Origin of the sequence: Streptomyces drozdowiczii (assembly GCF_026167665.1) — a bacterium.
In the GTDB taxonomy this organism is placed as follows: domain Bacteria; phylum Actinomycetota; class Actinomycetes; order Streptomycetales; family Streptomycetaceae; genus Streptomyces; species Streptomyces drozdowiczii_A.
Window position 1 is genome coordinate 7312985 of sequence record NZ_CP098740.1, and the last position, 25656, is coordinate 7338640.

26 protein-coding genes and 3 pseudogenes are annotated in these 25656 nt (G+C 69.4%); 11 read left to right on the plus strand and 18 right to left on the minus strand.

Annotated elements, in window-relative coordinates; all coding sequences use genetic code 11:
- Nucleotides 1-21 precede the first annotated feature (21 nt).
- From NEH16_RS33125 to NEH16_RS33135, 3 genes are all read left to right on the plus strand, one after another.
- Nucleotides 22-411, plus strand: a complete 390-nt coding sequence (locus NEH16_RS33125) for a hypothetical protein (RefSeq protein ID WP_265546886.1) — start codon at nt 22-24, stop codon at nt 409-411.
- 144 nt (nt 412-555) lie between these two features.
- Nucleotides 556-1131: a DUF7178 family protein gene (locus NEH16_RS33130; protein WP_265546888.1), complete on the plus strand. Its 576-nt coding sequence runs from the start codon at nt 556-558 to the stop codon at nt 1129-1131.
- 142 nt (nt 1132-1273) lie between these two features.
- The gene (locus tag NEH16_RS33135) at nt 1274-2275 is read left to right on the plus strand and encodes an abortive infection family protein (RefSeq protein ID WP_265546890.1); all 1002 of its coding nucleotides are present in this window, start codon (nt 1274-1276) and stop codon (nt 2273-2275) included.
- A gap of 304 nt (nt 2276-2579) precedes the next feature.
- On the opposite strand, the gene NEH16_RS33140 is transcribed toward NEH16_RS33135, so the two are convergent.
- The 3 genes from NEH16_RS33140 to NEH16_RS33150 form a co-directional block, all read right to left on the minus strand.
- Nucleotides 2580-3050, minus strand: coding sequence for an HIT family protein (locus NEH16_RS33140; RefSeq protein ID WP_265546892.1), 471 nt, complete (start codon nt 3048-3050; stop codon nt 2580-2582).
- A gap of 61 nt (nt 3051-3111) precedes the next feature.
- On the minus strand, nt 3112-3594 hold the full coding sequence (locus NEH16_RS33145) for a hypothetical protein (RefSeq protein WP_265546894.1): 483 nt from the start codon (nt 3592-3594) through the stop codon (nt 3112-3114).
- Between the two features lie 59 nt (nt 3595-3653).
- Complete coding sequence (locus tag NEH16_RS33150; RefSeq protein WP_265546896.1) at nt 3654-5072, minus strand: replication-relaxation family protein; 1419 nt, start codon at nt 5070-5072, stop codon at nt 3654-3656.
- A 969-nt stretch (nt 5073-6041) separates the two neighbouring features.
- Here NEH16_RS33150 and NEH16_RS33155 point away from each other — a divergent pair.
- The 3 genes from NEH16_RS33155 to NEH16_RS33165 all read left to right on the plus strand — a co-directional run bounded on the left by NEH16_RS33155 (nt 6042) and on the right by NEH16_RS33165 (nt 7882).
- Complete coding sequence (locus NEH16_RS33155; RefSeq protein WP_265546898.1) at nt 6042-6275, plus strand: hypothetical protein; 234 nt, start codon at nt 6042-6044, stop codon at nt 6273-6275.
- Nucleotides 6276-6475: 200 nt separating this feature from the next.
- Complete coding sequence (locus tag NEH16_RS33160) at nt 6476-7489, plus strand: hypothetical protein (RefSeq protein WP_265546900.1); 1014 nt, start codon at nt 6476-6478, stop codon at nt 7487-7489.
- Nucleotides 7490-7705: 216 nt separating this feature from the next.
- Nucleotides 7706-7882, plus strand: a complete 177-nt coding sequence (locus NEH16_RS33165; protein ID WP_265546901.1) for a hypothetical protein — start codon at nt 7706-7708, stop codon at nt 7880-7882.
- 103 nt (nt 7883-7985) lie between these two features.
- On the opposite strand, the gene NEH16_RS33170 is transcribed toward NEH16_RS33165, so the two are convergent.
- The 3 genes and pseudogenes from NEH16_RS33170 to NEH16_RS33590 all read right to left on the minus strand — a co-directional run.
- Nucleotides 7986-8855, minus strand: a complete 870-nt coding sequence (locus NEH16_RS33170) for a hypothetical protein (RefSeq protein ID WP_265546903.1) — start codon at nt 8853-8855, stop codon at nt 7986-7988.
- A 417-nt stretch (nt 8856-9272) separates the two neighbouring features.
- On the minus strand, nt 9273-11240 hold the full coding sequence (gene mobF / locus NEH16_RS33175) for a MobF family relaxase (RefSeq protein WP_265869949.1): 1968 nt from the start codon (nt 11238-11240) through the stop codon (nt 9273-9275).
- 1699 nt (nt 11241-12939) lie between these two features.
- Nucleotides 12940-14904 (minus strand): annotated as a pseudogene (locus NEH16_RS33590) (DEAD/DEAH box helicase); the annotation flags it as partial.
- A 397-nt stretch (nt 14905-15301) separates the two neighbouring features.
- Here NEH16_RS33590 and NEH16_RS33185 point away from each other — a divergent pair.
- From NEH16_RS33185 to NEH16_RS33200, 4 genes and pseudogenes are all read left to right on the plus strand, one after another.
- Nucleotides 15302-15919, plus strand: coding sequence for a hypothetical protein (locus tag NEH16_RS33185; protein ID WP_265546907.1), 618 nt, complete (start codon nt 15302-15304; stop codon nt 15917-15919).
- 269 nt (nt 15920-16188) lie between these two features.
- Nucleotides 16189-17237, plus strand: a pseudogene (locus tag NEH16_RS33190) (ParA family protein).
- Nucleotides 17238-17350: 113 nt separating this feature from the next.
- Nucleotides 17351-17581, plus strand: a pseudogene (locus NEH16_RS33195) (ParB N-terminal domain-containing protein); the annotation flags it as partial.
- A 242-nt stretch (nt 17582-17823) separates the two neighbouring features.
- Nucleotides 17824-18252 carry a hypothetical protein gene (locus NEH16_RS33200; protein WP_265547509.1) on the plus strand — a complete coding sequence of 143 codons (429 nt, stop codon included), beginning with the start codon at nt 17824-17826 and terminating at the stop codon, nt 18250-18252.
- 141 nt (nt 18253-18393) lie between these two features.
- Here NEH16_RS33200 and NEH16_RS33205 read toward each other — a convergent pair whose 3' ends face one another.
- Complete coding sequence (locus NEH16_RS33205; RefSeq protein WP_265546909.1) at nt 18394-18678, minus strand: hypothetical protein; 285 nt, start codon at nt 18676-18678, stop codon at nt 18394-18396.
- Nucleotides 18679-18866: 188 nt separating this feature from the next.
- On the opposite strand from NEH16_RS33205, the gene NEH16_RS33210 reads away from it, so the two are divergent.
- The gene (locus NEH16_RS33210) at nt 18867-19748 is read left to right on the plus strand and encodes a hypothetical protein (RefSeq protein WP_265546911.1); all 882 of its coding nucleotides are present in this window, start codon (nt 18867-18869) and stop codon (nt 19746-19748) included.
- 4 nt (nt 19749-19752) lie between these two features.
- Here NEH16_RS33210 and NEH16_RS33215 read toward each other — a convergent pair whose 3' ends face one another.
- The 11 genes from NEH16_RS33215 to NEH16_RS33265 form a co-directional block, all read right to left on the minus strand.
- Nucleotides 19753-19884 (minus strand): hypothetical protein, encoded by a 132-nt coding sequence (locus NEH16_RS33215; protein ID WP_265546912.1) that lies wholly within the window; start codon nt 19882-19884, stop codon nt 19753-19755.
- A gap of 194 nt (nt 19885-20078) precedes the next feature.
- Nucleotides 20079-20795: a hypothetical protein gene (locus NEH16_RS33220; RefSeq protein WP_265546914.1), complete on the minus strand. Its 717-nt coding sequence runs from the start codon at nt 20793-20795 to the stop codon at nt 20079-20081.
- 7 nt (nt 20796-20802) lie between these two features.
- Entirely contained in the window at nt 20803-21297 is a 495-nt protein-coding gene (locus tag NEH16_RS33225) for a hypothetical protein (RefSeq protein WP_265546916.1), read from the minus strand.
- Between the two features lie 2 nt (nt 21298-21299).
- Complete coding sequence (locus NEH16_RS33230; protein WP_265546918.1) at nt 21300-21938, minus strand: Lsr2 family DNA-binding protein; 639 nt, start codon at nt 21936-21938, stop codon at nt 21300-21302.
- Nucleotides 21935-22153, minus strand: coding sequence for a hypothetical protein (locus tag NEH16_RS33235; RefSeq protein ID WP_265546920.1), 219 nt, complete (start codon nt 22151-22153; stop codon nt 21935-21937). Before NEH16_RS33235 ends, NEH16_RS33230 begins: the two co-directional genes overlap by 4 nt.
- Nucleotides 22153-22713: a WhiB family transcriptional regulator gene (locus NEH16_RS33240; RefSeq protein ID WP_265546922.1), complete on the minus strand. Its 561-nt coding sequence runs from the start codon at nt 22711-22713 to the stop codon at nt 22153-22155. The genes NEH16_RS33235 and NEH16_RS33240 overlap by 1 nt, the downstream gene beginning before the upstream one ends.
- Nucleotides 22710-23168, minus strand: a complete 459-nt coding sequence (locus NEH16_RS33245) for a hypothetical protein (RefSeq protein ID WP_265546924.1) — start codon at nt 23166-23168, stop codon at nt 22710-22712. Before NEH16_RS33245 ends, NEH16_RS33240 begins: the two co-directional genes overlap by 4 nt.
- A complete protein-coding gene (locus tag NEH16_RS33250; protein ID WP_265546926.1) occupies nt 23165-23845 on the minus strand; it encodes a GGDEF domain-containing protein in 681 nt (226 codons plus the stop codon). The genes NEH16_RS33245 and NEH16_RS33250 overlap by 4 nt, the downstream gene beginning before the upstream one ends.
- A gap of 88 nt (nt 23846-23933) precedes the next feature.
- Nucleotides 23934-24326: a hypothetical protein gene (locus NEH16_RS33255; RefSeq protein WP_308285999.1), complete on the minus strand. Its 393-nt coding sequence runs from the start codon at nt 24324-24326 to the stop codon at nt 23934-23936.
- Between the two features lie 10 nt (nt 24327-24336).
- Entirely contained in the window at nt 24337-24753 is a 417-nt protein-coding gene (locus tag NEH16_RS33260) for an NUDIX hydrolase (RefSeq protein WP_265546927.1), read from the minus strand.
- A gap of 62 nt (nt 24754-24815) precedes the next feature.
- On the minus strand, nt 24816-25613 hold the full coding sequence (locus NEH16_RS33265) for a hypothetical protein (RefSeq protein ID WP_265546928.1): 798 nt from the start codon (nt 25611-25613) through the stop codon (nt 24816-24818).
- Nucleotides 25614-25656 lie beyond the last annotated feature (43 nt).

A 25656-nucleotide genomic window follows, 5' to 3' on the forward strand; every position in this document is an offset into this window, starting at 1 on the left:
CACACGAATAAGGGGACACCCATGTCTGAAGCACGCTTCGCGCTGATCCTCCGCCCCGGCGGCTCCTTCGACGTCATCGACTGGCCCACCGAACTCGCGGCCGGCCTGACCGTCCTGGCCCAGGAGTTCCGCACCCTCAGCATTGCCGCGCTCGGCCTTTGGCCCGACTGCTCGATGTGGACGGACGCGGAGGCAGCACAGGGAACGGCGCCGCTGAACCGGTTCGCCGAGAGGGTCCACTGCGCAGCGGGCCTCGCCGCCGAGCACTACTACGGCAGCATCGCGCTCACCGGCGGACTCACCGACGCCGATGACGGCACCCACACCGGCCTTACCCTCGACGCCTGCCGCGAGTTTCTGAAGCTCGCCGAAATTTCCGTGCCGAGGATTCCCCACCTCCGCACGAAGTAGCTGACCTGCGGTGTCGGGGCTCTGCCTGAGCAGAGCCCCGACGCCCCCGAGACCAATCTCCGCACAATCCGGTTCGAGTTGAGCCGCCCACAGGGCCCGCTCCTCACCACTCCTCGCCTGTTCCCCATCCTTTTAGGGACTCCCGTGATTCCGGTCAAGAGCACCGAAGAGCAGCGCGCCTCCTACACCCAAGCAATTATCGACATGTGGAACTCGGCCACCCGTGACCAAGTACGACGCGGCCGCACGTGGTACTCGAAAGCACACGAATTCGCAGCAGAAATCGCAGCCGGAAACACACACAAAGGCGCGGGCGTTCTTGCCGCACTCTCCGCCAACAAGTCGTGGAGCGAGAACTGCCGACTGGCCCGAAAAGCATTCTACGAAGGATCCGCAAGCGGACATTTCTCCGACGCGATCAGCAAGGCCAACCGCATCATGGCCGGAACGGACCCCGCAGAAGTCCTCCCCATGAACATCAAGACCGGATGCTTCTACGTCTGCATCGCACAACCGGACCACCCGGAAACCGTCGTGATCGACCGTCACGCCCACGACATCGCCGTACGCGAAATCTACGGCCAACGGGAACGGGGCCTGGGCGCGCTCGGCCGCTACAACACCCTCGCCGACTGCTACCGTCTCGCCGCTCACCGCCTCGGCGAACTCCCCAGCACCGTCCAGGCCGTTACCTGGGTGGCGCACCTCGAACGCAGGTAGGCCGCGCGACAGGAGATTCTCTCAGGCCTTGTCAGGGTGTGGATGCGCCGTCGACGGAAACAGCAGCAGCGAGGACCAGGCAACGGGGACGTGCGGGCGATCCGATCGCCGACCAGGGACGCAGTAGAAAGGAGAGAATCGCATGGTGATAAGGAATCTGGTTCAGGAGCCCCTCCCTCGTGCTGAGTGGGTGCAGGACGATCAATGGGAAGCGATCAGTGACGCTTACGGTCGCTTGTCAGCTGCCGTTGCCTGCGACGACCGTCCGTTGGTCGTGGGATCGGCGAAGGAGCTGGTCGAGAGCGTTGCTCGCGTCACGCTCGTTTCCTATGGCCGTGTAGTTGCTGACGGCGACGAGTACATGAAGGTGCTGGGACAGGCGCATTCGGTCGTCGAGCATGTCATCGGGGATGCGGTGCCTGCGAATCATCCGCTGCGCCAGATACCTGGCGCAGCGAAGAAGATGGCTGGCCAGTTGCGTGATCTACGGAACGCCTACGGGACTGGGCATGGTCGAGCAGTCGTGCACCAGGTCACCGACGAGGTTGCCGAGGCGGCCGTCCATGCGGCACTGCTGTGGGTGCGATGGGCGCTGGCTCGGCTTCATACCGTGCTCTTGGGCGCGGTCTCGCCGCTGGTGTCTGATCTTCAGAACGGCACTGTCTTCTACGGGGGCGATCTTGAGGCTCGGCTGGAGGCAGCTAACGTCCCTGGACTCGAGGAGTCTGAGCAGCATCGCCTGGGTGTTGCCGTCGGGCAACGAGCGGCGAACGAGACGAATAATGTCCGCCTGGAAGGTATTTGCGCGTGTGCGAAACACCCGGAACGGTGGCCGGATGCCTACCGGCACGGGGTGGTCCAGGGGCTGTTCGTCAACGAGGACGGGCAGGCGCACGCGTACGCCGCTGCCAGCGCTGACTGCGCAGCCGAACTGCTACAACACCACTCCGCGCCCGAGCGCGTCCTCACGGAGCTCTCTGCCGTACTGGCGTCGGCATCATGGTCCCTCACCTTCCAGCACAAGCATGTCGAGATCCTTAAGGCCATGAAGGACGCGCAGGCGAAAATGCCGAGCCAGGCAAATGAAATCTGGGCCAGCATCATCGAAGAGCTCGAAGCCCGGGCCCCTCGCGGAGATCGTTGAGCCAACAGCCCACTGTCGGTGCTGGCCTGACTGCCGCGATAGCGCGGGAAGCCGCCCGGTCCATCACGGCCCGGCTGGGGCGCGTATCGAGTTGCGATCAGCCGGTGGGAGGAGGAGCTGGAGACCGTCTTCCTGGACGACCTCGAGTTCGCGTGGGGGCCGCGCATCCGACTCAGCCGGTGAGCAGCCGGGAACGAGCAGCGGGGCCGGGCAGGGTGATCCTGTCCGGCCCCGTGTCTCGTCCGCCGAAGTCCTGCTCTCTCCCGCGCTCGGCAGACCTTCGAGACGCGGCCAGCTTGGAAACTCACCCTTCGGCAAGGGTGGCGCGTAGACGTTCCCCCAGCGCCGCTGCTTCCACGTCCGTGTAAGACAGCGTGCCGTTCTCGGTCATCAGGGCGTGGAACTGCTGTTCCCTGTACGGCGTTCCTGGGGGCAGGCCGGCGATGTGCCAGTGAAGGTGCGCGTTGCCCTGCTGGCTGCCCAGGGACAGCAGGTAGGTGCGCTCGGGTGCGACGACCGCTTCCACCGCGAGTGCCACCTTGCGAACCACGGACATGAGCGCAAGGTAGGCGGGTTCCCCAAGTTCGCGGACGGCGTGCTCGATGTGGGTCTTGGGAGCCACCAGCACCTTTCCCGGCACGGTGGGATACCGGTCGAGAAAGGCGATGTGCTGATCGTCCTCGTACACCGTCACATGCCCGGGCTCACCCGCCACGAACGCGCAGATGAAGCATGGCCCGTTACGCACCCTGGCCTCGTACGCGTCCAGGTCCATGGGGCGCCGATCCGCTGCCACAAGGCTCTCCTCTTCGATTCAGTCACCGGGCGTCAGCACGTCAGACGATGGCGTGGTCCACCAGTGCCCACATCCGATCCAGTTGCCCGTGCTCGATCGCCGTGCCCGGGTCCTGCGCGAGCAGCCGCGCTGCCCCTGCGACCAGCGAAGCCACCGCCACCAGCCGGATCTGCTGATCCGCAGTGAGCCACGGCGCGTCCTGGACCACGCACGCCACGGCGGCCAGCTCGCTGCGCGTCACTTCGTCGAGGCCGCCCGTCCCGTCGCTCATCACGCCAAAGGGGTCCATGCGGTCGCACTCCTCCGGGGTCAGGGAGGCCGTCGCGGTCTCGATCGCCTCCGGCAACTCCCGGGCAAGCCAGGCCCCGACCGGGCCGGGGGTCGGTGCGCCGGGCAGGGAGCGGATCCAGGCCGCTGCCCGGCGGCCGGCAGCCGCAGCGGCGGCCAGGGCCTCCTCCTCGCCCTCCCACAGCTCGCACGGAACGTCATCAGGAGCCCCGGGGGGCAGGTGCGAGATCGTCACAACCCTCTAACCGCTGGAGGCGGCTGGAGGTCACCAACGGGCTCGCAGCCACCCACACCTCAAGTGCGCCAGCGTGAGAACCACCGGCCGGGCTCCCGCCGCTCCGGCCCTGCTTGCTCCTGGCCCTCCTGGTCGTGGCGCTCGGGACGGTTGTGGAGTGTCTGGGCGAGCTGTACGGCGACGAGGGCGCGGCGCTTGCACCGATCGCAGAGCGTGGGGTGGCTGTCGGCCGGGGTGCCCCAGTCTGCGGTCTGGGTCGCCTTCCAGCCTGCGTCGGTGAACTTCGTCCCGCAGCGCGCGCACGCGGGTCGTTGTGCTTCTCGTTCCGCGGCGCGCTGTTCGGCCTCCTGGCGCTCGCGTTCCTTCGCCTCGCGCTCGCGGGCGCGCTGCTGGGCCCAGTAGCGGGCGTGGGCGGCGTCGCGGCGGGGGTTGCCGATCGCGTCAAACAGGGACTGTGAAGTGGGGCGGCCGAAGCGGCGGAAGACGTGGCCGTGCGGGCCGTGCTCGCGGAGGTCGTCCAGGGTGGTCGTGATGACGGGGATCTTCCTGTCGTAGTGGTGGAAGTCCTCGTCGTAGTCCTTGGTGCCTGCCCAGAGGTGGCGGGTGAGGGCGGCCAGGCGCGGGATGGTGCGTTCGAGGTTGCGGGCGCCGCGCGGGTTGAAGACGAGGAGCAGCGGCGGGTACGAGTCCTCGGGCCGCGTCCCGGGTGGGGTGGTCCAGCGGGTGCGCCACATCGGCTGGGCCTTGCCCTCGGTGTCCTTCACCTTGCGGCGGAAGAAGCGGGCGTACTTCTCTAGCTTGTCCGCGAGCTCCTCCGCGGTCTCGTGGCAGTTGTCGACCTCAACGAACAGCAGCGGCACACCGTCCTGGGGCGCGGTCAGGACGATGTCGGCCTGAGCGCCGCCTCGGCCCGGCGTACTCCAGGACCCGGCCACCGGCAACGGGACCTCGGTCCAGTACGAGCCGATGCTCCCCACACCGTCAGGTGCGTCGACGACGGCCTGGGCGGCCGACCGCACCGCGGGCGGATCCGTGGCCAGCTTGGCCAGGTCCGGCTTCGGGCGCAGCAACGCGATGACGGTTTCGTTGACAGCCATCGGGTGGGTGGCACCGCCGGCGCCCGCACCTCGTGCGGTGGCGCCCATCTCCGACAGGGGGCGCTGGAGCTCCGTGGCGGCGGCCTCCAGGCCCTTGAGGGTCAGGTGACGCAGGGCCTCGCCCGTGCTTGTGGAACCGCCGGTCGCGGTGAGGCGGTGGGTGCGCAGGTCGGCCAGGGCGGCGGTGTGGGTGGCGGTGCGGGCTGTCTTCCGCTTCGCCGCCGTCGGCTTCTCCGTGTGGCGGTGGTTCAGGTGCGGCAGAGCGATCCGCTGGATCTGATCCGTGGTGGCGACCTTGAGCACCCCGAGGACGCGCAGCACATCCGCGCGAGAGGTATTCGTCGACCCGGCCGCCTTCGACTTCTGCTTCCCCGTCGTCATCAGCTCGCCGCCTTCGCCGCGCGTCCCGCTGCCAGCCGACTGCCAGCTGGGCTTCGCCGGGCGTCCGGGGCCGGCACCCGATGCTCTCCTCCACTACAAGGAGGAGAGAAGAAGGGGTGTGACAACGCTCCGTTCCGCCCTGACCAGCAACTTTGCCTGGTTTCGGCGGCCGGGCACCAAAGGGGAATCCCAAGGGGCATCCACAGTGGCCGCCGCAGGGCGCTGCCGGGCCTGATCCGCCGGGGTGCCAGGATGCTGGCTCGTACGGTGCGCACCGTACGGCGGCCGGTTCGCGGGCGAGTGGTAGTGGTCATCGAGGGCTCCTTCACAGCCACCAGGACAGGACCCGGGCAGCATGCGAAGAGACCCCTTGTCCGCGGTCTGACGGTGCCCGGTAGCGAACCCTGTCCAGGAGAAACGCAACCACCCCGAACCGGTTCGCGGGGCTTGGGGCACTGTTTGGGTCACTGCCCGCAGCAAATGGGTCAGCGTTTCCGCCCCGGCCCGCGCAGGACCGGGGTCGGGGGTGGAGGCGGCTGGTGCGGCTGATCAGTCCAAGCTCTTCGAGGCGCCCGAGTTGGCTGGACAAGGGGACCCGGTTTGGCCCTTGCAGCCCCGATTCGCCCCATCCGTGGAGCGGGAAGAAATCTCTGGTCTCTGTCCACAGGCCCGCCAGCCAACCATGCGATGTGCCCGCCGCGAGTCGCGCGGCGGCCATCGTGAGGAGAGCTTGATGCACTACCCGTTCCCGTCCCGCACGCCGCTGACGCCCGACCAGGTGGAGCAGGGCTTCGACTACCTCTTGTCGCTCCAGATGGGCGGCGGGAACTACGTCTCCGGCCGCACGCCAGCCTCTCCAGAGCTGGCCTTCCTGCTGCTGCGGCTCGCCGAAAACATCGTCCTCCCCGCCACGGGAGTCCTGGGCAACGGGGAGCCGCACGCGGACTCCTTCGCCCTGGACGAGGTCGGATGCATCTTGCTGTCCGCCCTGCGGGACTGGACGCGCGACTCCCCACCACTGCCGTGCTGGGCATCGCCCGCAGCATCATCCGCTTCGTCGAGAACGTCATCCCCGACCCCGACGACCACGGAGACACCCGAGCCACCCTGGAGACCATGCGCGACGAACACCTGGAGTGGGCCCGCACCGTGCAGTCCATGACCCCGCGCCCGCAACCACACCCCGATGCGCCTGTGCAGTGAGGCGCATCGGGTGGCCACCCAGTGGGCGATCCCTTGTCCGACAGCCGCACACTGTGGTGCCCTGCTGATGGTCTCAGCGTCCATTGGTAGCGATGGGGAGTCACCGCACGCCCGCCCGGAGGTCACGAAGGGATATCCACGTGCGGGACAGCGGGGACGTCGCAACAATCACAACAAGTGCACCGCCACCAGGAGTTGTTATGTCTCACCCCCTCGCCCCGCACACAGTCCAACGGCTCGCATATGTCCGGTACCTGTACCGCGAGGGCATCGAGCAGAGCCGCCAGCCCGCCCCACTCTGCTCACGAGCCATCACCTCCTTCCACGACGCCGTCGAGAACTACCTCGGCATCGTCACCCAGCACCTCCGCATCGACGTGAATAAGGCTCCCGAGTTCATCGCGTACTGGGCCCTGATCAAGGAGAAGTTCGAACTGCCGAAGAAGGACTCGATGAAGCGTCTCAACGACGCTCGCGTGGCCCTCAAACACAACGGCACCTTCCCCTCCAAGCACCAGATCGAGCAGGCCCACCAGACGCTGGACGACTTCTTCGCCACGGTCACACCCAAAGTCTTCGGTGTCGACTTTGACTCCATCGACATGGTCGACCTACTGACGCAGCCGGAGGTTGTCCGTCTTGTGCGCGAGGCACGGACACACGCGGACATTGGTGACTACCCCATGGCCATGGCCGGCCTCGTGCTCGCCTTCGATGCACTTCTTGATCACTACGCCAGGGGGGAGAACCCCGTGGCAAGCGAGTCGCCGTTCAAATTCGGAGCGTCGCTCTACTTCATGGACGAGCCCCGCATCGATGGTGCCGGCGCCCATACCAACACCCGACTCAAGAAGCTCAGCGACTTCGCGACCAGTGCGCAGAGGGCCCTGCAGGCGATCAGCCTTGGCATCGACTACCCCAGCCTGGCCCGGTTCAGGATCATCGCGCCGCCTGTGTACGGCCATGGCGACGGCAGTCACCGCTTCGTGAACCTGAACTCTGTGCAGGCGCTCACGGCAGAGGACTACGACTGGGCGTCGCACTTCGTCATCGAGTCCGCCCTCAGAGCCTCCCGGGCCGACGAGATCCGGGGTATCCAAGAGCGCCAGTTCACCCAGAACTGGAATCCGCACGAGCCGTTCGGTGAGCGCAGTTGGACAGGCCCTGTGGACCCGGCGCCGGAACCGGAGTTTTCCGCGTTCGACGAGGTGTGACACTGCTGTGGGGCAGGTGGATGGGCTCAGCGGCCAGGACCGGCCTGTGTCCCTTTATGAAGGCCGGATGGGTGCGCGCCAGTGCGGTGGTGCGCGCACCGGTGTGACCGGCGCGCAGGAGCGGTGCGCATTGGGTGGCCGGTGGTGCGGTGGATTGGGTCGGGTGGGCGGTGCGCGTCCGCTCCCGGCCGGAGTGGGCTCCACTCGGTGGAGTGGATGTCGAGCACGGTGGCGTCCACTCCCACCGAGTGGCGCACACCGAGTGGCGCCCAGCAGGGAGTGGACCCGCACCACGGCACCGGGTGCGCGCACCATCGGGTCCACTCAGTGGCCGGCCTCCCGGCCTCGGTGCGGTCCGGGCTCCTGCTGGTGGTGCACCTGCTGGTCGCCTGAGCGCACCGCGCCGACATCGTCGGTGAGCATCGGGTGGACCGCGCCGGGTGCACTCAGCAGTCGGCTTCTCGCCGCGGTGCAGCCCGACGGCCGGGGATACGTTCTATGCGGCTGAACGCTGGTAATGGGATGGCAGGGCCTGGGCGAGCCAGTCGGGGGTGGCGCCCGCTCCCACTAGTCGCCCGTGCTCCTGCCCTGTGTCGCGGCCGACGCGACCCCGCCGGAAGTGGATCCCGATCTCGCCGCGGCGGCCTCCTCCCGCATCGAGGGTGTACCAGCAATTGCGCTCGGCTCCCTGGTCGCAGTCGCACGGCTTGCACACGCAGTGCTCACGGGCTGCCTTCAGCGGCATCCCCCATACCGGATGGGTCAGGTACGCAAGGAGCGCCTCATGGTCCATCGGGACGTCGTGCTCGTAGCGCAGCTCGAACTTCCACCCCAGACCGTGACGCCAGTACCTGACGCAGTACGGCTTGGTCGCAGTGTGGAAGAGGGCGATGCGGCGCAGGAGGCCACTGGCGACCCAAGCATGGTCGGCCTCCTCCTCCAGCCAGGCGTGGTCTGCGGCCAGGTAGTCGGACTCGAACGAGGTCAGCGCAGGCGCGTCCCACAGGGGGACGAGATGGCCGTCGTGGCATGCGGTGCGGTGTGTAGTGACGATGGTGCGCCACTGTGCGGTGGCCAGTCCGCTGAGGGTGACGCGGGCGTCGGTACCGACCAGGCCCAGGTGAGCACCGGCCGCGTCGATCCCGAGGAGCCTGATCCCGGCGATGCCTCCCGGGCCTCCTTCGTCCTCGTCAGGCCCGGTGTACTGGGTGGGCAGGAGAGAGAGCAGGGAGTGCTCCGGCAGCGAGTGCTTGGGGCCGAGTTTGGGATCGAGTTCCACGACCAGGTGGTCGGCGCCGGGGTGGACCTGGGCAACGCCGGCGGGGTGGGCGCAGTAATCGCTCGTGCCGCCCAGCCGCTCGAACACGGCGGCCTCCAGGCGTGCCTGGGCCCGGTCGGCAGCCGCAGGAACCGGGGCTTGCCCTTGGAGGGCTTGGAGGTGCTGGAGGCTGGTCTGGTGCCCGAGGCCCGTGCATCGGGCACGGTATCGGGCCTTCTGGGTGAGGATTTCACCGTGACTCATCAACGTTCCTGACTGCGGACCGTCCGGCCCCGGCCCGCACAGGTAGTGCGAACGGTTTGCGTGCTGTTGGGTCGGGGCCTTGCTCCTTCGCATCCGCGGGTAAAGCGGGGGCGTCTGGGCCGGAGAGCGCGCTGCGGATGCTGGCCCACCGAGGGGGCCATTCAGGAGTGTGCCGCCGGGACGGCCCTCCGGTACGGCTGACGGGCTGCCACAACCGTTCATTCAGTCGTCCGAGTGACGGCAGAGACTGGCGTCCGGCAGTTAGCGGTCGGCCTCCCGGCCGTGGTGGGGTCCGGGTTGCCGTGGGCGGTGCGCCTGCTGGTCGTCCGGGCGCACCGGGGGCGGCGTCTCGGTGTCGTCGTTGCGGCGCGTGTAGCGGTTCATCGTGGTGTGGGCCCGGTCGGCCGCCTCGGTGAACGCGTCCTGGAGGTGGCGCAGGCGTTCGGCGGTGAGATCGAGAGCGTCGACGTCCGTACGGGGTTCCCACAGGGCCCGCAGCGCCTTCAGGTCCATCGCCCCGTGGCGGCCGGGCTCCTGCTCCTGGTCGTCGTGCTCGGGGTCGGCCGGCTCGGGCACGAGCAGTTGCTCGGGCATCGCCGCCTGCTGGTGGGCGACGACGTCGTACGCCCGCCCCCGCACAGCAGAGGTGGTGGTGCGCAGCTTCTCCCGCACCACCGCGCCGGCGAGGACGGCGCGCTCGTACCGGAGCGGGATGCGGGGGATCGTCCACTCCCCCGCATCCTGCCCCGGAGGCCGGTGCGCGGGCGGCTCGCCGGGGCCAGCCGGGCGCTGCCAGCCCAGGTCGGGCGCGGGGGCGGGTGGGCGGCGGCTAGGGAGGTCGGACAGGGCCCACCGGGCGGTGTAGTGGCGGTAGCCGGGCTCTAGCCCGCGGATCGTCTTCGGCTCGCTGATGTCCAGGCAGTGGGTGGAGATGGCGGCGGCCACGATCTGGTCGTCCAGGCCGGGGTCGCGGCGGCGGCCGCGCAGGACGAGGGCGAGGTGGCGGCGGGCTTCGGCGAGCAGGTGCCGGCGGTGGAAGCGGCCGCCGTCGTTCATCACGAACACGGTCGCGGTGACGTCGATGGCCGCCAGGGCGACATCGACCACGGCCGCGACGCGGGCCCGGACCGCGGCGGCCGCGGCGCGGGCGTGCTCGAGGAGGGAGTTGATGACGTCGGCGGCGACCTTGGAGGTGAGGATCGCGCTCACCTTCCACCAGGCGCGCAGCTGCGCGAGCGGCTGGGTCTTCTGCTTGGGCGGGCGGGTCTTGCGGGCGGCGATCTGGTTCATCTTGGCGCGGGCCCGCTCGGAGACCACGGGCAGGAACCGCGGCTCGCCGTCGTCATCAACGGCGGTGACGTACTCGTGCTCCAGCTCGGCCAGGCAGGCGGCGATCTGGTCACTGCGCCGGGAGGTCCAGCGGATCAGCTCGTGCGACACCCCGGCAATCTCCATCACAGGCCGGCGCCCCGGAGTGACGATGCGCGGCTCGGTCGCCAGCCCCAGCGCCTCGCAGACCTCAGCGGCCACCAGCTCGCTGTAGAGCGCGGAGGTCGCCACCGTGTTCTCGTGCAGGGCCGTTGTGTGGATCGAGCCCCACTTCCCGTCCAGACGCTGCCCCTTCACAGACAGCAGCACATGGTCATGGAGCAAGGGCCGCCCAGAGCGAGCCTCGTAGTGGCGGAAGCGGGCGGCGACCAGACCGCCGGGCGGCCGGACCCGGTAGATGCCGTCCTTGCCGTACCGGATCACCGCGACCTCGTCCTCGATCCACTCCAGCACCCGCTCGATCGCCCGCTCGTGCGCGGCCTCGATCACCCGCCGGGTCTCGTCATCCCCGAACGCCCACAGAAGGTAGATCGTCGGCTGCGGCCGGAACACGAAGTCGACACCGGTCACCGTCACCCGGCGTCCGAGGGCGCCGGCCTCGAAGGCCTTCTTCGCCGAGTCACCCGCGGCGAGCCGCTCGGCCTCGATCCGGTCCGCGTACGGGTGGCGGCCCCGCTCGCCGAACAGGTTCCGCAGCTGCGCCTCGGTGACCTCCTCACCCGGCGCGAGTCCGAGCACGGCAAGTCCCCGGCCCATCCAGCGCCCGACCGGGACCCCGGCCTGTTCCTGGGCGGCGCGCAGCGGCGTGCGGGCCAGGCGGCGGCCGTCGCCGACAACGGTCTCGCGGAGGTAGTAGCGGTACATCTGACCGGCTCGGACGATCTTGATATCTACTGTCATGCAGACCACGCCACACGGCTCTGAACTGCAAGAAGAGGCCGATCGTGGGACGTCCCGCCAGGCGGGAGCAGAGGCCGAACTTTCTTCTCAGGTGCCCGGCCGGGCGGGAAGCGGCCCCGAGCCGAAAGCGAATGTCATCGCTCTCCGGCACCGGCAGCTCCCCGGCACGAAGCGGCCCGTCGTCGGGACGTACAGAGGGCGCGAGCTGGGTGCGGCGAGGGGTGTTACCGGGGGCGAGCGTGATGGTCAGAGTGACCGCGTTGTGGCCGTGGAGCTGGTGGGCTCCGCTCTGCTGTGCGATCGAGCGGGCGTCCGTGGTGAGCTGTACGTAGATGTGGGGTGCGGGGTCCTCGTCGAGGGCGAGGGCGAGGGGGCGGGCGATCTCCCGGGAGATCCATCCGAGGAAGACGCCCTGGTGCTGGACTTGGATGGCGTTCGGGTCGGCCTCGTTGCCGGGGTCGCGGATGAGGTCGAGGAGGGTGCCGGCCGACAGCTGCGCGAGGTGGAGGTCGTTGCCGCTGTGGCGGACGCCGCGCAGGGGGCAGGTGAAGGTCCCAGTGCCGCTGAGGATCGCGGCCTGGGTCGCGCGGGGGCTTCGGCGTTCGGTGCTGCGGATGAGGAGGCGGGCCGTGTCGGGGTCGGTGAACGTGGTGATCTCGTCGGTGGTGAGCTGGCTGAGCCAGTCGAGGAACTGCCGGAAGGTCGGCTCGAGGTAGGGGCAGTTGGCGGCGAGGGACGTCGCGATGGCGCGGTCGTGGATACCGATGCTGGAGGCGTAGCAGGCGGCGGGGCTGCCGACCCCGTATTTGATCATTGCGGGGAGTGCGGCCAGGTGGCCCTCGGCGGGGACGCCGCGGCGAAGTTCGAGGAGCTGGAGAAGCGCGGAGACGACCCAGGCAAGGTCTTGGACGATGATCTTGTCGATCGCGCTGGTCGTCGCGGTGATGTCGGGGGTGAGCAGGTTGCCCTGGTGGCGCTGGTGGAGGTCGGCTGCCGGGACGCCAGCGATCCAGTCGGTGGCCAGGGGTACGAGCGCGGGGGCGGCGACCTTCTTCTGGCGGATGCCGCGCTGGACTTCGTGCACCTCGGTGGCGAGAGTCAGGATGAGTTGCTGCAGGTGGGGCCAGTACTCGGCGGTGAGCAGTTCGGGGTGTACGTCGAGGGCGGTCTGGATCTGCTCGGCGGCGGCGAGTGCGTCGGTGCCGCCCTGGACGCTGAGGCCGGAGCGGACGATCGCGGCGCGTGCGGGCCGGTCGGGCAGGCGCTGGGCGATGGCGGCGACGCGGCGGGCGGAGAAGCGGGCCAGCGGGGCCAGGGACCATTCCTGGGCCCCGAGCTGGTGTCCGCCGAGGGTGTCGACGAGGAGCGATTGGGCGGCCTGCTCAAGGAGGTGCTGGTCGGGGGTGTCGACGACTTCCTCGGCGAGCAGGGCCAGGAGCTGGATGTCGAGTCCGTCGGCCCACTCGGCCAGTTTTCCGTCGGCGGGGTCGGCCAGGTCCAGCGCGGTGAGGTCCTCGCCGGCGTCGGGCCGGTGGCCGAGGCGGGCGATGACGAGCTCGTAGTAGAGCCAGCCGAGCGTGGAGACGACCGGTTCGATCCTATTCCGGTCCAGGTAGTGGCGGCGCAATTCCTGGGCGGCGCTGGAGTCCTTGGCGATCAGTACGACGTGGCCTTCGGTCTCTTGGCTGGCGCGGCCGGCCCGCCCGGCGGTGTTCCAGAAGTCGCGGACACTGACCCTGTCGTTCTGGCCGCGCCAGGTGTCGGGGACGAGGACGGTCTTGGTGGGCAGGTTCATGCCCTGGGACAGAGTGCTGGTCGCGCAGAGGACACGGAGCGCGCCATTGCGGTAGGCGCGCTCGAGGCAGGCGCGGACGGCTTGGGGGACCTCGGCGTGGTGGTAGGCGTAGCCCCCGAGGACCATGATCGTGAGTTCGTGGCTGTTGCCGATATGCCGACCGATCTCGGCGGAGGCTTCCACGCGCCGTCGGGCGACCTCGGCGTTGAAGGAGCCGTCCGTCATGCCCAGTTTCGGCGCGCCTTCCTTCTTCAGTGCTTCGCCCAGGGCCTTGGCGGCGGCGCGGGCCTTGATCTTGGTGGGCTGGGCGATGAGGACGGGGCCGAGCCGGTCGAAGTGCAGGGCCAGGGCCGCGGCGACGTCCTTGGGAGCACTGGGAAATAGGTTGACGCGCTTCTTGTGCCGGGTCAGGACGCGGGGAAGGAAGAACTCATCTGTGCCGCCGTTACCGTAGTCGATGGCGCCCTGTTGTCCGTCGGCTTCGCGGCCGCGCCAGGAGAAGACGCCCGTCCGGAGGCGGGAGGGCGACCAGTTGATGCTGGCGAGGTTGGTGGCGTCCGCGTTGGGGTCGAGCCAGCGGGCGAGGTCTTCGCCGTTGGGCAGGACTGCGGAGAGCAGCAGGAGGCGGGCGGCCGGGGCAGTACGGCGGATACGGGTCAGCAGCATCTCCAAGCGCAGGCCGCGCTCGGAGCGGTCGATGGCGTGGCCCTCGTCCACCAGGACCAGGGCGAGACGCGCTGTCAGCTCGGGCATGTTGCGCAGCAGCAGGTCGAGCTTTTCGCTGGTGACGACGAGGACGTCGGTGAAGTCCAGGAGCTGCATCTCGTAGCGGACGTGCTCGGCGCCGCCGAAGAGCGAGGAGACTCTCATGCCGAGCAGTTCGAGGCTCTCGGCCAGGTGGCGCTCCACTTGTGCGGCAAGGGCGCGAGTGGGGACGACGTAGACGGCGAGCCGGGAGACGAGCCACCAGCGGTTCTCGTCGCCTGGCCGGGGGGCGAGGGCGTGGAGGATGGCCCACTCGGCGATGTGGGTCTTGCCCGCCGAGGTCGGCATGGTCACCGCCATGTTGCGGGCGGCGGCGTCGACCAAGCCGGCGTCCAGGGCAGCGCGTTGGGAGGGCCACACCTGGATGACGGGCCGCTCGGCGACGATCAGGGCCTTGAGGTAGCGCTCCCACAGGCGGCCCCAGGTGGCTGCGCGGCGCAGCAGCAGCCAGGGCGAGGTGGCGACGATGTCCTCGGCGACGTGGGCCAGGGAGTCGATCAATGTCCAGGTGTCGGCCACGGAGGCGTCCAGCAGGATGGAGGAGGCCTTGCGCAGATCGGCGACGGCCGCGTGACCGGCGGCCCGGCTGCCGGTGCGCCACAGGGCGGCGAGGTTGCGGGCGGCGCGACCGGTGAGTCCGTAGGCGGCGAGTACGGCGGCGTCTGCTACGTCAGCCCGTCCTTCGGTGGTTTCCCCCAACAGCCGCTGCCCCAGGACGGGAAGGTCGTCGGCAGTCTGCTGGCCAAGGCGCGCGACCTCGTCGAGGTCGCGGCGCAGTACGGCGCCGGTCAGTTCGGCGATCCGGTACGGAGCGGCCGTGGTCGGCGTCTCGAAGACCTCGAGCTCGCCGCGCGCGAACAGGGAGCGTGCTTCGCGAGTGAAGACGGCGGCGAGAGTGGCGGCGTTGGCCTGGTAGCCAGCCAGGCTCCACATCGTCGAGGCGATCGCCAGCAGCTCCACGCGCTGCGGGTCCGCGGCCTGATGGCGGTCGGCGAGGTCCGCGTACGCCTCGGCGATCTCGGTCAGCGGGCCGGGATCGGCTCGGCGTTCGCGCGGGGTGCGGGTGAGCTGGCCAAGACGGGCCAGGGTCAAGCCGTTGCGCATGCCGTCGAGGTCGTAGGTGTAGGCGACGGGGGCGCCTTCCAGGCTGATCTGGTCGCCCAGGACGTGCGAGCGCAGCTGGGCGCGCAAAAGGGGGCCAGCTGCGCCGTCGGTGAAGACTTCCTCGCCGAGCCGGTGGATGGTGCCGTCGTAATCCTTCACGCTGCGGTGTCCTCGCTGGTCTCGGGCTGGCGGGGCTGGAGCCGGTCTCGGCGGCCTGGTAGACGCGAGCCACGAAGTCCTGAAGTCCACGGATCTTGACGACCGTCAGCTCGGTGCGCTGGGTCACCACGCCGGCCAGGACGTCGACGACATCGTCCTTCCAGGCCAAGGCATCGTGCACGAAGACCATGTGCCGCTCCACCACCCGCTCCCTGGGGCGGCGCAGCAGGCCAGCGAGATGGCGTACCAGGAACTGGTGGTCACGTTCGGCGCAGCGAACCATCGCGAAGTGAATGCTCTCGTCCAAGCGGACGAGGACCTTCTCCAGGCTGTCGTATGCCTCCTTCCCCAGGTCTCGCTTGCGGGTAGCGCGGGTCTTCACCTCGGGCACGGCGATCACCGGAGGCGTCTGGCGGAAGCGGAAGGCCAACACGTCGGTGCCCTGTACGGCCTGATTCGGGGTCTGCTTGTAGCGGAGCTTGAGGATCGGCACACACCAGCGACGCACCCTCCGGTACAAGGCAGCGGTGACGATCTCTCCGAAGTCACCGTGCCGCACCGCAACCCGGGTGGGGAACTTGTTGACGCGGAGATAGTCAGCGACCTCCGGGGTCCCCAGGTCGTCGAACACAAGCGCAAGCTCGCTGGGATTGAGGTAATTACGTGCTACATCGTGGCCGAGCTGGTCCATCAGCTCCTCGTCGCCGAGCTCGCCGGACTCGACGAGGGCTTCGTAGTGCAGCTCGCCCTCCGGCTGCTCCACCGGCTCCTGCTCCAGCCACTTGCCGAACATGCTTACCCCCCGAACTCGCGGTCCTCCCCCGTCCTCATTGTCACGTATGCCGCGCGGAGCTAAGCCCGCTTCCGCACGCACGTGGTACCTCCCGCTCCTCGTCCCTCTCCTGCAGCGCAGCGACCCCTTCGTGGGTGTCGGGCGTCCGTCAGCGCGGTCGTCCTCGTCCGAGTGTTTGATCGCAGCGTTTTGGACTGCTGCAAGACAGTCCGGACCTAGTAATGTTCGGCCGCATGAGCATCCCCAGCCCGCGAGGGGAGCGAGAGAAGCTAATTACTGCTCTCACTCCTCAATTGCGCAGACACCTGAAAATCCGCGCCTTCGAGCACGGTATGGACATCCAGGACGCCACTGAGCGCGCCATCAAGGCGTGGTACACGGCGGACAGCCTCCCCGACGTGGACACTGCCGGCGCGAAGACTTGGGGGACATTCCTCCCAGTTGGTGAACCGGACACGTTCAAGAACGCGTGCAACGAGCGCGGTGTCACCTATGTCCAGGGGCTCGCCCAGGCGTTGACGCTCTGGCTGGAGGCACATCCCTCTCCCACTACGCCGCTCACCGAGCAGCCGGTCATCCGCGTCATAGTGGCCAACCAGAAGGGTGGCGTCGGCAAGACGTTCATTTCCAGCGGCATGGCTCAGGCACTCGCGGAAGCTGGCCACCGGGTGCTGATCGTCGATTACGACCCCAAGGGCATCTCACTGCGGAGCTCGGCTTCGAGGACCTCATGTACGAGGACGACGTCGAGACGCTGCTGATGCACATGGACGGGACCGCCAAGGGCGACATCCACGACTTGCTGGTCGCCCTGGACCACGAACGCTTCGGCGAGCGTCTGCACCTGCTGCCCGCAAGTGACGACGCGTTCCTGCGGGATGTGGCGTTGTCGAAGGTGTCGTTCAGCGAGGCCGCGTTGGAACGGGCTCTGGAGTCGCTGGAGAACGACTACGACATCATCATCATCGATGGCCCCCCCAGCCTGGGTCTGAACATGGACACGGCGCTGTACTACGTCCGGCGCCGCGATGGCGAGCTGTCCGACCGGTCCGGCGTCATCACGCCGGTGTGGGCCAACAAGGCGTCCCACCGGGCATTCCGGCTGCTGCGTTCGCAGATGGAGGACCTCTGCCGCAAGGGCCGCATCACGGTCGACTACCTCGGGCTGGTCATCAACGCGTACGACAGCCGCCGCGGCCGGTTGGTCAAGGAGAACCGGGACCAGTGGGAGCGCAGCAGCTCGCCAGCGGTTCTGGCGGTCATCGGGGACCTGAAGGAGGGACGCGAGGCTGCGGATGGAGAGATCCCGCTGCTGGAGTATGCACCCGACAGTGAGCATGCGCAGGCAATGCGCGACCTGGCGAAGGAACTGGCGGTATGAGGAAGACCAAGGCCAAGGACCAGGAGCGCGTGACACGCGGATTCACCCTGGATGAAGACGGCCAGGGCGGTACGGCAGGAGCACCCCGGCGGGTGCGGACGCGTCAGCAGATCATGAACGGAGAAGGCAAGCGCCCCCCGGCGTCGGTGCCGTTGGCAGAGCTGGCGCACAATCCGTTCAACCCCCGCGATGAGTACACCGACATCGAGGAGACTGCGGAGTCGCTGCGCGCGCGAGGACAGATCCAACCGGTCACCGTGGCGCGGCGGGCCGCCTTCCTGCGGGCGCACCCGGACCAGGAAGAGCTGGTCGGCGCCGCCGAGTACGTGGTCATCGACGGTAACCGTCGGCTCAAGGCCGCCGCTGCGGCCGGTCTGGATGAGCTGCGGATCGACGTCCATGATGGCCTGGCTGTCACCGCTGCCGACATTCTGGAGTCGGCGCTGATCGCTAACGTGCACCGTGTGGATGTGCCCCCCTGGACCAGGCCAAGGCCATCCAGCAGCTCGTCGACGTCCATGGATCGCAGGGCAAGGTCGCCAAGCGGCTGGGGAAGACACCGGCGTGGGTCTCACAACGACTGGCATTGCTGCAGCTCACCCCGGACCTCCAGAACGCCGTGGAGACCGGCGAGCTCAAGGTGGAGCCCGCCCGGCGCATCGGTCGTCTGCCCCAGGAACAGCAGGCCCCAGCTGCGCAGGAAGTCTTGGCCGTGTCGAAGACGCCACGTCAGCGCGCGCCGCGTCGGCAGCTTGGTGATGGCGGCGAAGCACCGACTGTTAACGGCGTTAATGGTTCCGGCGTCTCTGGCTCTGGCGCTGCGACGCCGCAGCAGACCGTTAACGCCGTTAATACCTCGGCAGTGACAGCCCCGGCTGCCCAGGCATCCGTCGTCATCCCCGACGCTTCCCCGGAGAGCATCGTGGCTGCGTTGAAGGAGCAACTGTCGCCGCAGGATTTGACCAAGGTCGCGGAGCTGCTCATGGAGAGTCTCACCGAGTCAGCAACGGGCTGAGGCTGGTAGCGCGAACGGGTCGCCCAGTTGGGCAAGAACGATCTTGCCGAAGCTCTTGTCCTGTTGGTCGGCCAGAAACACAAAAGCGGCCCCCGCCGCTCGGACCGCGAGGTTCGAACGGCGGGGGCCGCTTTTGTGTGCTCAGGTGCTCAGGTCGACGGCGGCCGGGAGGTCGCGCTCGGCGAGGGCGTGGGTGAAGAGTCGGTAGGGGCCGGTCCAAGCGCCGTGGATGCGGTTCTGGGCACAGTGGAGCGTGCCAGTGAGGGCGGTCTCGGTGTCGGGATGGATGAGGACCAGGGCGAGGGGGTCGGTGTCGGGTTGCTGGCCGGGGAGCAGGCGTCCGCGTTCCAGGCGGCGCTCGCCGATCCGTACGGCGACGTCGCCGCGGCCATTCCACGGAGCCGGCCTCCGGCGAGCGGCGAGCATGTCGGTGAACTCCGCGACCGCCTTCTGTCCAACTGGTGAAGGGTGACGTACTACCCCTGCACGATTCGCCCCCCTGACTGGTGATCGCCGCAGCGCAGTGTGCGTGCGTGAAGCGCCGACAGGCGCACTGTATGGGGGAGTAGGTTGCCCTCCATGTCCAACACCAACCGGTTCGCGGGGTGGCGCTGATGGCTGACGACAGCAGTTCGATGAACTCGACCGAGTACGAGAAGCTGACGCAACTTCTAGTCGAGCGAATCGCTGCGCGAGCGCCCGTGGCCACGACCCGGCTTAAGCACAATGTTGTCCTGCCGGGCCGTGCGTCAGCTCACCAGATCGACGTCTTGTGGGAGTTCACAGTCGAGTCCGGCCATGCGCACCGCGTCATCTTCGAGTGTCGTCGCAAGAATCGCTCGCTGGAGCAGAACGACGCGCTCGCTTTCAAGGGCGTGGTTGAGGAGGTCGGCTTCGAGTCGACCCCCACCACCGGGGTGATGGTGCACCTAACCGGATTCCAGCTGGGTGCTCGGAGGATCGCCGATACCTATGGCTTGATCATTCTGGAGATGCGCACTCCGACCGATAAGGACGTCGATGGTCGGCTGATGAAGATCCACATCTCGATGACGGGTCGCGTTCCCGTGGTCAAGGACGTCGGCATGGACGTCTCCGCGTTGCTCTCGGACGCTCTGAACGGGCCGGTACTGAACCATAGTCTTGAGATCCAGGAGCCGAGCGGTCGACGTGTAAGCATGATGGATCTCCTCCAGGATGGTGAGCTCAACCCCATGACGGAGCCGCTGACGCCCCTCCACCGCGTGACCCGACAGTTCGAACCACTGGCTGTCCTGACCGTAAGCGGCCAGCCTGCGGCAGAAGTGCGTTCCATCTCTGCGACCGTCGGTGAGGAACTCACCGATCCCTTCGACTGGACTATTGGCGGCCGGGAACGTCTCGCCTGGATGGTGAAGAACGCATTGGGCGGTGAGCGTGCGTGGTTCACCCACGATGGAAAGGTCCATGTCACCGACGTCGACCAACTACTTCAGGGTGAAGGTGGGGCGCTCTGAAGCGCTAATCGGTCGCTCTCCGGGCTGCCAGGTAGTCCGCCCAGCTGTCCTGCGCCAGTGCGGCCCACTCCATGGCGGTGTTGACGTGGATGCCGAAGGGGTCGCTGGTGACGATCGGTGGGAGATCAGCCGCCATGGTGATCATCGCCGTGTTGTGGGCCGCAAGGGTCGGCAGACCGAGTTCAAAAAGCTGCGACGCGAGGCCATGCGGCGAGCTGGGCAGTGACTTCGGCGGTGCGGCGGGTGAACTGGTCGAAGACAGTGGTGGGCATCAGCCCTCACATGGACGGGGCCGCCGGGACCGTGGTGGTCCCGGCGCGGCCGGGGCGGTCAGCGGGTTGCCGGAACGGGCGCGGCCTTGTGGCTGTCGCGGTGCGCGGTCTGCTCCGGCTCGGCAAGAACGCGCAAGCCGTGCGGCTCGCCGACCCGGCCACAGGAGCTGCACACCACGGCGTAGTTGCGGCGGCCGACGCACCCGGCGTCCGGGTCGCGGGGCTTGCCGGAGGGGCAGACCGCGTGGGTGCATTCGGTGCCGTCGGGGTGGAGCAGGACGACCTTCACGCTGATGCGGGCCATGGGCTTCGTCTCCTTGTCGGGCTCAGGGAAGGGCAGTTGGTGGAGCGCGGCCGCCGGGGTGCGGCCCCGGGTGGGGCGCGGCGGGGTGGGCGGCTCGGTGCGGACGAGCGTGATCTCGGGGAGGAGTCCGAGCTGTCCGGCGGCGGCTGCGCGGGCGGCGAGGGTAGGCGAGCGGGGGACCCGGTGGTGGCCGTGGTCGATGCGCAGGTGGCAGAGCTGGCAGGCGGCGAGCAGGTTCTCGTCTCGCACGTCTTCGGGGGTGTGGTTGAGGTGGGCGGTGGTGAGGCCGACCACGGACCCGGTGTCCGGGTGGATCTCCTCATGGACGGCGGGGCAGCGGCCGCCGGGGTGCGCCAGGCCGCACTGGCCCGTGCACTCGCAGCGGCCGCCCGCCCGCTCGAACCGGATCCGCGCGCTGATCTCGTTCCAGTCGCGCGGATAGCGGTGCAGGTTCTCGGGACGGATGGGCACGGCCGGGTCACTCGCCGCCGGCGGCCTGGCGGTGCTCGAACGCCTCGATCAGTTCGCCCAGGGCGCCCGGGTCGCCAGCGTGGCCGACCCAGACTCCGGCCTCGGTCCACACCGGGATCTCTCCGGAGTCTTCGGCGTCGAAGTAGCAGACGTACGGGCCGTACCGCTCCAGCACGGCCGTGGCGACGGCGGCCGGGTCGGACAGCTGTGGTGCGGTCTCCAGCACGGCGAGCGTGGTGACGACCAGCCACATCGGCTCGTCCGGCGTACGGGGCAGCCGGAGGTAGCCGGTAACGCGGAGCTTGTCGCCGGGGACCAGGTCGTGGATGACCGCGTGCGCCAGCACGGAGTCGGCGACGGTGCAGGGCAGGATCATCTCGTCCGTACGCTCGTCTGTCGGGGAGACGGTGAGGCGGAACCGGGCCGTCGACCCGTGCAGGTCGCCGGGCACGGTCTCCTCGTCCAGGAAGCCGTCCAGGGCTATCGCGTCGTCGGCGGCCACGGTCAGCCGGCCTTCCGGACCGGTGCCTGGTGCGCGACGTCGTACGCCTGAAGGACCCGCTTGGGCACCATCCCGGCGTCGGCGACCTGGTGGCCGTTCTCGCGCGCCCACGTCCGTACGGCGGCGAGCTCCTCCCTGGTGCGGCCGCTGCCGATGCCTGCCCTGATCGGGGTGGGCGCGGTGGCGGCCGCCGTGGTGGTGCGGGTGCTGGCCTTGACCGTGCGCAGCTCCTCCTGTGCCCGCTCCAGTTCGGCCTTGGCCCTGGCGACCTTGTCCTCCGCCTCGCGCTGCGCGGCCTCCGAGTCGCGGCGCTCGGACAGCTCGCAGAGGTCGGCGGTGATGCGGGCGGCGCGACTGCGGACCGAGGCGGTCGGGTGCGCGGCCGCCCAGTCGATCAGCTCCTGGAGCGCGCCTGTGACGGGCAGCGCGACGACCGGGACGTCGATGGCCGGAATGGCGGCCGGGACGTTGGCGTTCTGGCCGGGCAGTCCGGCCTGGTTGGCGATGAGGTCGCTGAGCTCGGTTTCGCTCAGGCCGGTGGCCTCGCGGATCGCCTGCTCGGAGTCGCCGTTGTTGTGCATGGAGATCGCCATGGCCTCGAACGCGGAGGGGGCCGGGGCGGTGGCGGGGGTGTTCGTCATGGTGGGTGCGTCTCCGGTTTCCGGGATGAGGGGAGCAGGGCGGTGAGGGTGTTGGCGTCGGTGGACAGTCCGAGGACGTCCAGGAGCAGCCCGAGGTCGTCCTTGTCGCGGGAGCTGCGGGCGGTGACCCGGGCTGCGGCGGCGAGCTGCTGCGCGGGGTTCGGGTTGAGGGGCAGCGATTCGGCTTCGAGGGCCTCGGTCCAGTCGGTGAACATCAGGCGGCCTTGCCGCTGGCGACCAGGGCCAGCACCCGCTGGTTCGACGCCGCCTGTGCCGGGGTGATCGGTTCCTTCCAGCGGTTGTACGGCGCGGGCCGGGTCGGGATGGACTCCAGCTCCAGGCGGGCGAGGGCGAGTTCGCGGGCGGTCGGCGGCACGGCGCGGACCGCGCGGGCCCGCTCCCTGCGGAGCCGGTCCTGTTCGGCGACCACGCCGACCCAGTCCTCACCGAGCCGGGCCACGAGCTGCTTGCGCAGCTGCGTGCGGTCGCGCTTGGTGGTCGCCGCCCACACCCCGGTCTGCGTCAGGGCGGGGTTGGCCAGCGCCCACTTCAGGCAGTCCTTGACGATCGGGCAGCCGGAGCAGGCGTGCTTGGCCTTGGCGAGCGCCTTCTCGCGGGCGCGGGGGTCCTGGTCGGTGTTGGGGATGTCCTCGATCTGGAACAGGGCCGGGCTCGTACGGCAGCACAGGACCTGGTCGGTGTCGGGGAAGGGGATCCGGTCGTCGGCGAGGACGATGGCTGGCGGGTTGGGGACGCCGGTGCGGTTGCCGCTCATGAGGTGGCCTCCGGAGCGAGGTGGGGGAGTTGGAGGAGGACCTGGTCCACGAGGTCCTGCGGGGGGCGCCACGGCCCGAGCTGTCCGTGCAGCCACGGGATGGGCAGCGCGAGCTCCTGGACGTCGGCGAGGACCAGGTGGAACGCGTCGGCCTGCGCCCACTTCGAGCACGGGGCGGTGCCGGCGGCGTCCTGGTGGCAGTCGGTGAGGCGGGCGACGCCGATGACGGCCCGGGTGTGCAGGGCGCGGCCGCGGATCGCGGTGGCGACCAGCGCGTCGCGCATCGGGGCCCGCTCGGTGACCTGCCCGGCGTGCAGCAGCAGCCAGCCGCGCCAGGACCAGGGGACCGGGCGGTTCTCCACGTCCTTCCCGGCGAGGATGCAGCTCGTCCAGGGCTGGCGGATCGTGATGCCCCGGATCCAGGTGCCCGGGTCGACGGTGGTGGTCTCGCTCATGCCGCCCGCCCCAGCGTGTGGGTGCCCGGCCGCCCGGCGCGGCGGCCGTTGATGGAGGGCACCGTGACGTGCTGCGGTCCGGCAAGGACGGCACGGCCGGTGTGCTTGCCCTCGTACATCGCGGCGTCGGCGGCCCGCTGGAGCACGGACAGGTCCGTCGTGCCGAGGACGTCGGGGGAGGCCGCGCCGATGGACGCGGCGACGTCGACCAGGACGCCGTCCTCGGCCTCGACCGGCTGCGCGAGCAGCTGCGTGAGCTGGGCGAGACGGAGCTCGCGGCGGGCCGGGCCGATCCGGACCGCGACGGCGAACTCGTCCCCTCCGATCCTGCCGACCGCGCTGCGGCTGCCTGCCCAGGCGGTGAGCCGGGCCGCGGTGGCGGCCAGGACGCGGTCGCCGGCGGCGTGCCCGCCGGGCCCGTCGTTGATCGCCTTGAAGTGGTCCAGGTCAACGATCCCGACCAGGGCGGCGTCGCCATACCGGTCGGTGATCTGCCGGGCCCGGGTGGTGAAGCCGTCGCGTCCCAGTAGACCCGTCAGCGGATCCTTGCGGGCGGCGGCGAGCTTGCGGTGCAGGCTGACCGCGTGCATGGTCCAGCCGGTCAGCGGCACGGCGAGCGTGGTGATGATCAGGGCGCGATTTCCCGAACGGGTCTGTACGCGCATGGTGGAGGCCATACTGGTCTCTCCCTCTCGTCTTGTACGGGATGGGTGGCCCGAGGCAGGCGTCGGTTACCAGGCCGTGTGCGTCTGCCTCGGGGCGTATCTACAGCTCGTAGGGCGTTTTGCGGGTCCAGTCGTTCGGGTTGGACCAGCGGCCGGCCTTCGCCGACGCCCAGTCCAGCTCCCAGCCGTCGCGGACCCCGCGCGCTCCCCAGCCGCCGTCCTGCTGTCCGGGGAGCTCGAGCCCGGCCTGCCGCGCGGCGAACGCCGCGTCGTAGACCTGGTGGGCGCGGGCCAGGGCCTCGGTGACCGAGGACGCCTTGCCGGTGAAGACGTGCACTCCGTGCAGCGCCCGGCTGGTGTCGTGTATCGGGACGTCAACCTCGTAGAACTCCAGGTGCATGACGTCCGCTCCTTCCTGTCGCTGGTCGTGGCGGAACACCGCGACCGCCCCGGCCTGGAAGGCCGGGGCGGCACGGAGGAACGCCGCGTCCACGCGGGCGAGGTCAGCGCTTCACGGCCTCCGCGACGATCTCGGCGTGGTCGAACGCGAGGTCGGGGAGGTCGGCCAGCGGCCACCAGCGGGCGGCGGTGGCATCGTCCCCGGCGGTAGGTTCGACCAGCGCGGGCAGGATGGCGGTGTAGGCGACGGTGACGTACCGGCCGCGCGGGTCACGACCGACGGCGTCGAAGGCGCCGACCTGCCGGAGGTCGGCGGTCGGGACGGTGATCCCGGTCTCCTCGAACAGCTCGCGCGCGGAGGCGTCCAGGCTGCTCTCACCCTTGTCTACGTGTCCGCCGGGCAGCGCCCACCGGTTCTTGAACGGGTCCCAGCCGCGCTCGATCAGCAGAACGTGCCGGTCGGCGAACAGGACCACGTCGGCGGTGTAGCGGATCGTCTCGGGGATGGTGTCGGTGCTCAAGAGGTGCCTCCTGATCTCGGAGCGGAGCCCCGGCCGGGCGGCCGGGGCGGAACGGATCGCCGTCAGGCCGGGACGGGGGTAGGGGTCTCCAGTCCGGCACCGAGCAGCAGGCTGCGGATCGACTGCTCGTACTCGCCGTTGCGGATCCGGTCGAACATGAGCTGACCGGCGACCAGGCAGCAGGCCCGCAGCTGGATCAGGGCGACGGTGTGCGGGTCGGCGCCTGCGGTAGTCGCGGCCTGCCCGGCGGCGTCGGCGGCGAGCTGGTTGGCCACCTGGAGGGCGGCCTCGCGGCGGGAGTACTGCGCTCGGCAGGACGCCCAGCCGGTCAGGGCCCGGGTGCGGCCGACCCGCTTCTCCCATGCCTTGTACGTGGTGCGGGTGTCCTCGGGGTCGGCGGCCCACTCGGTGGCCCACTGCCTGGCGAGGTCGGGGAGCTGTGCGAGGACGGCCAGGACCTGCGCGCCGCGGTGCCCGAACGCCTTCCAGGCGTCGGTCTCCTCCACGACGCGGATCTGGTGGGACATAAGCCAGTACGGGGAGTAGGGATTGCCCCAGTTTCCGGTCTCACCGAGCGGTTCGACGACGAACAGCCGCACCGGCCAGCCGTCCTCGACGCGGTCCAGGATCTCGCCGGGCCGGGTGTACATGTGGAAGTAGCCGAAGGGCCGGTCGGTGTACCACTTGCGGCCGGGGGTGGGGTGGTCGATGACCTGGCCGATGTTGTCGGCGAGGTTGACGGTCGAGATGGTCTCGCCCTGGGCGCGGTGGTACTGGGCGCTGTAGATGTCGGTGGGCGGGACGGTGCCGTCGGGCCGGGTCGCCATGTAGTGGACGACGGGCCGGGCGCTGCGTGCCATGGGTTCCTCCGGGTCGGGTCAGGAACGTGCAGGTGGTGGTGCG

What these genes read in the sequence shown, in the direction of transcription:
- NEH16_RS33125 (WP_265546886.1), top strand. Translation starts at nt 22, where the DNA reads ATGTCTGAAGCACGCTTCGCGCTGATCCTCCGCCCCGGCGGCTCCTTC.
- NEH16_RS33135 (WP_265546890.1), top strand. Translation starts at nt 1,274, where the DNA reads ATGGTGATAAGGAATCTGGTTCAGGAGCCCCTCCCTCGTGCTGAGTGG.
- NEH16_RS33140 (WP_265546892.1), bottom strand. Translation starts at nt 3,050, where the DNA reads ATGGACCTGGACGCGTACGAGGCCAGGGTGCGTAACGGGCCATGCTTC.
- NEH16_RS33150 (WP_265546896.1), bottom strand. Translation starts at nt 5,072, where the DNA reads ATGACGACGGGGAAGCAGAAGTCGAAGGCGGCCGGGTCGACGAATACC.
- NEH16_RS33155 (WP_265546898.1), top strand. Translation starts at nt 6,042, where the DNA reads ATGCATCTTGCTGTCCGCCCTGCGGGACTGGACGCGCGACTCCCCACC.
- NEH16_RS33160 (WP_265546900.1), top strand. Translation starts at nt 6,476, where the DNA reads ATGTCTCACCCCCTCGCCCCGCACACAGTCCAACGGCTCGCATATGTC.
- NEH16_RS33165 (WP_265546901.1), top strand. Translation starts at nt 7,706, where the DNA reads ATGTCGAGCACGGTGGCGTCCACTCCCACCGAGTGGCGCACACCGAGT.
- mobF (WP_265869949.1), bottom strand. Translation starts at nt 11,240, where the DNA reads ATGACAGTAGATATCAAGATCGTCCGAGCCGGTCAGATGTACCGCTAC.
- NEH16_RS33185 (WP_265546907.1), top strand. Translation starts at nt 15,302, where the DNA reads ATGGCGTACCAGGAACTGGTGGTCACGTTCGGCGCAGCGAACCATCGC.
- NEH16_RS33205 (WP_265546909.1), bottom strand. Translation starts at nt 18,678, where the DNA reads ATGCTCGCCGCTCGCCGGAGGCCGGCTCCGTGGAATGGCCGCGGCGAC.
- NEH16_RS33210 (WP_265546911.1), top strand. Translation starts at nt 18,867, where the DNA reads ATGGCTGACGACAGCAGTTCGATGAACTCGACCGAGTACGAGAAGCTG.
- NEH16_RS33215 (WP_265546912.1), bottom strand. Translation starts at nt 19,884, where the DNA reads ATGGCGGCTGATCTCCCACCGATCGTCACCAGCGACCCCTTCGGCATC.
- NEH16_RS33230 (WP_265546918.1), bottom strand. Translation starts at nt 21,938, where the DNA reads ATGACGAACACCCCCGCCACCGCCCCGGCCCCCTCCGCGTTCGAGGCC.
- NEH16_RS33235 (WP_265546920.1), bottom strand. Translation starts at nt 22,153, where the DNA reads ATGTTCACCGACTGGACCGAGGCCCTCGAAGCCGAATCGCTGCCCCTC.
- NEH16_RS33240 (WP_265546922.1), bottom strand. Translation starts at nt 22,713, where the DNA reads ATGAGCGGCAACCGCACCGGCGTCCCCAACCCGCCAGCCATCGTCCTC.
- NEH16_RS33245 (WP_265546924.1), bottom strand. Translation starts at nt 23,168, where the DNA reads ATGAGCGAGACCACCACCGTCGACCCGGGCACCTGGATCCGGGGCATC.
- NEH16_RS33250 (WP_265546926.1), bottom strand. Translation starts at nt 23,845, where the DNA reads ATGGCCTCCACCATGCGCGTACAGACCCGTTCGGGAAATCGCGCCCTG.
- NEH16_RS33265 (WP_265546928.1), bottom strand. Translation starts at nt 25,613, where the DNA reads ATGGCACGCAGCGCCCGGCCCGTCGTCCACTACATGGCGACCCGGCCC.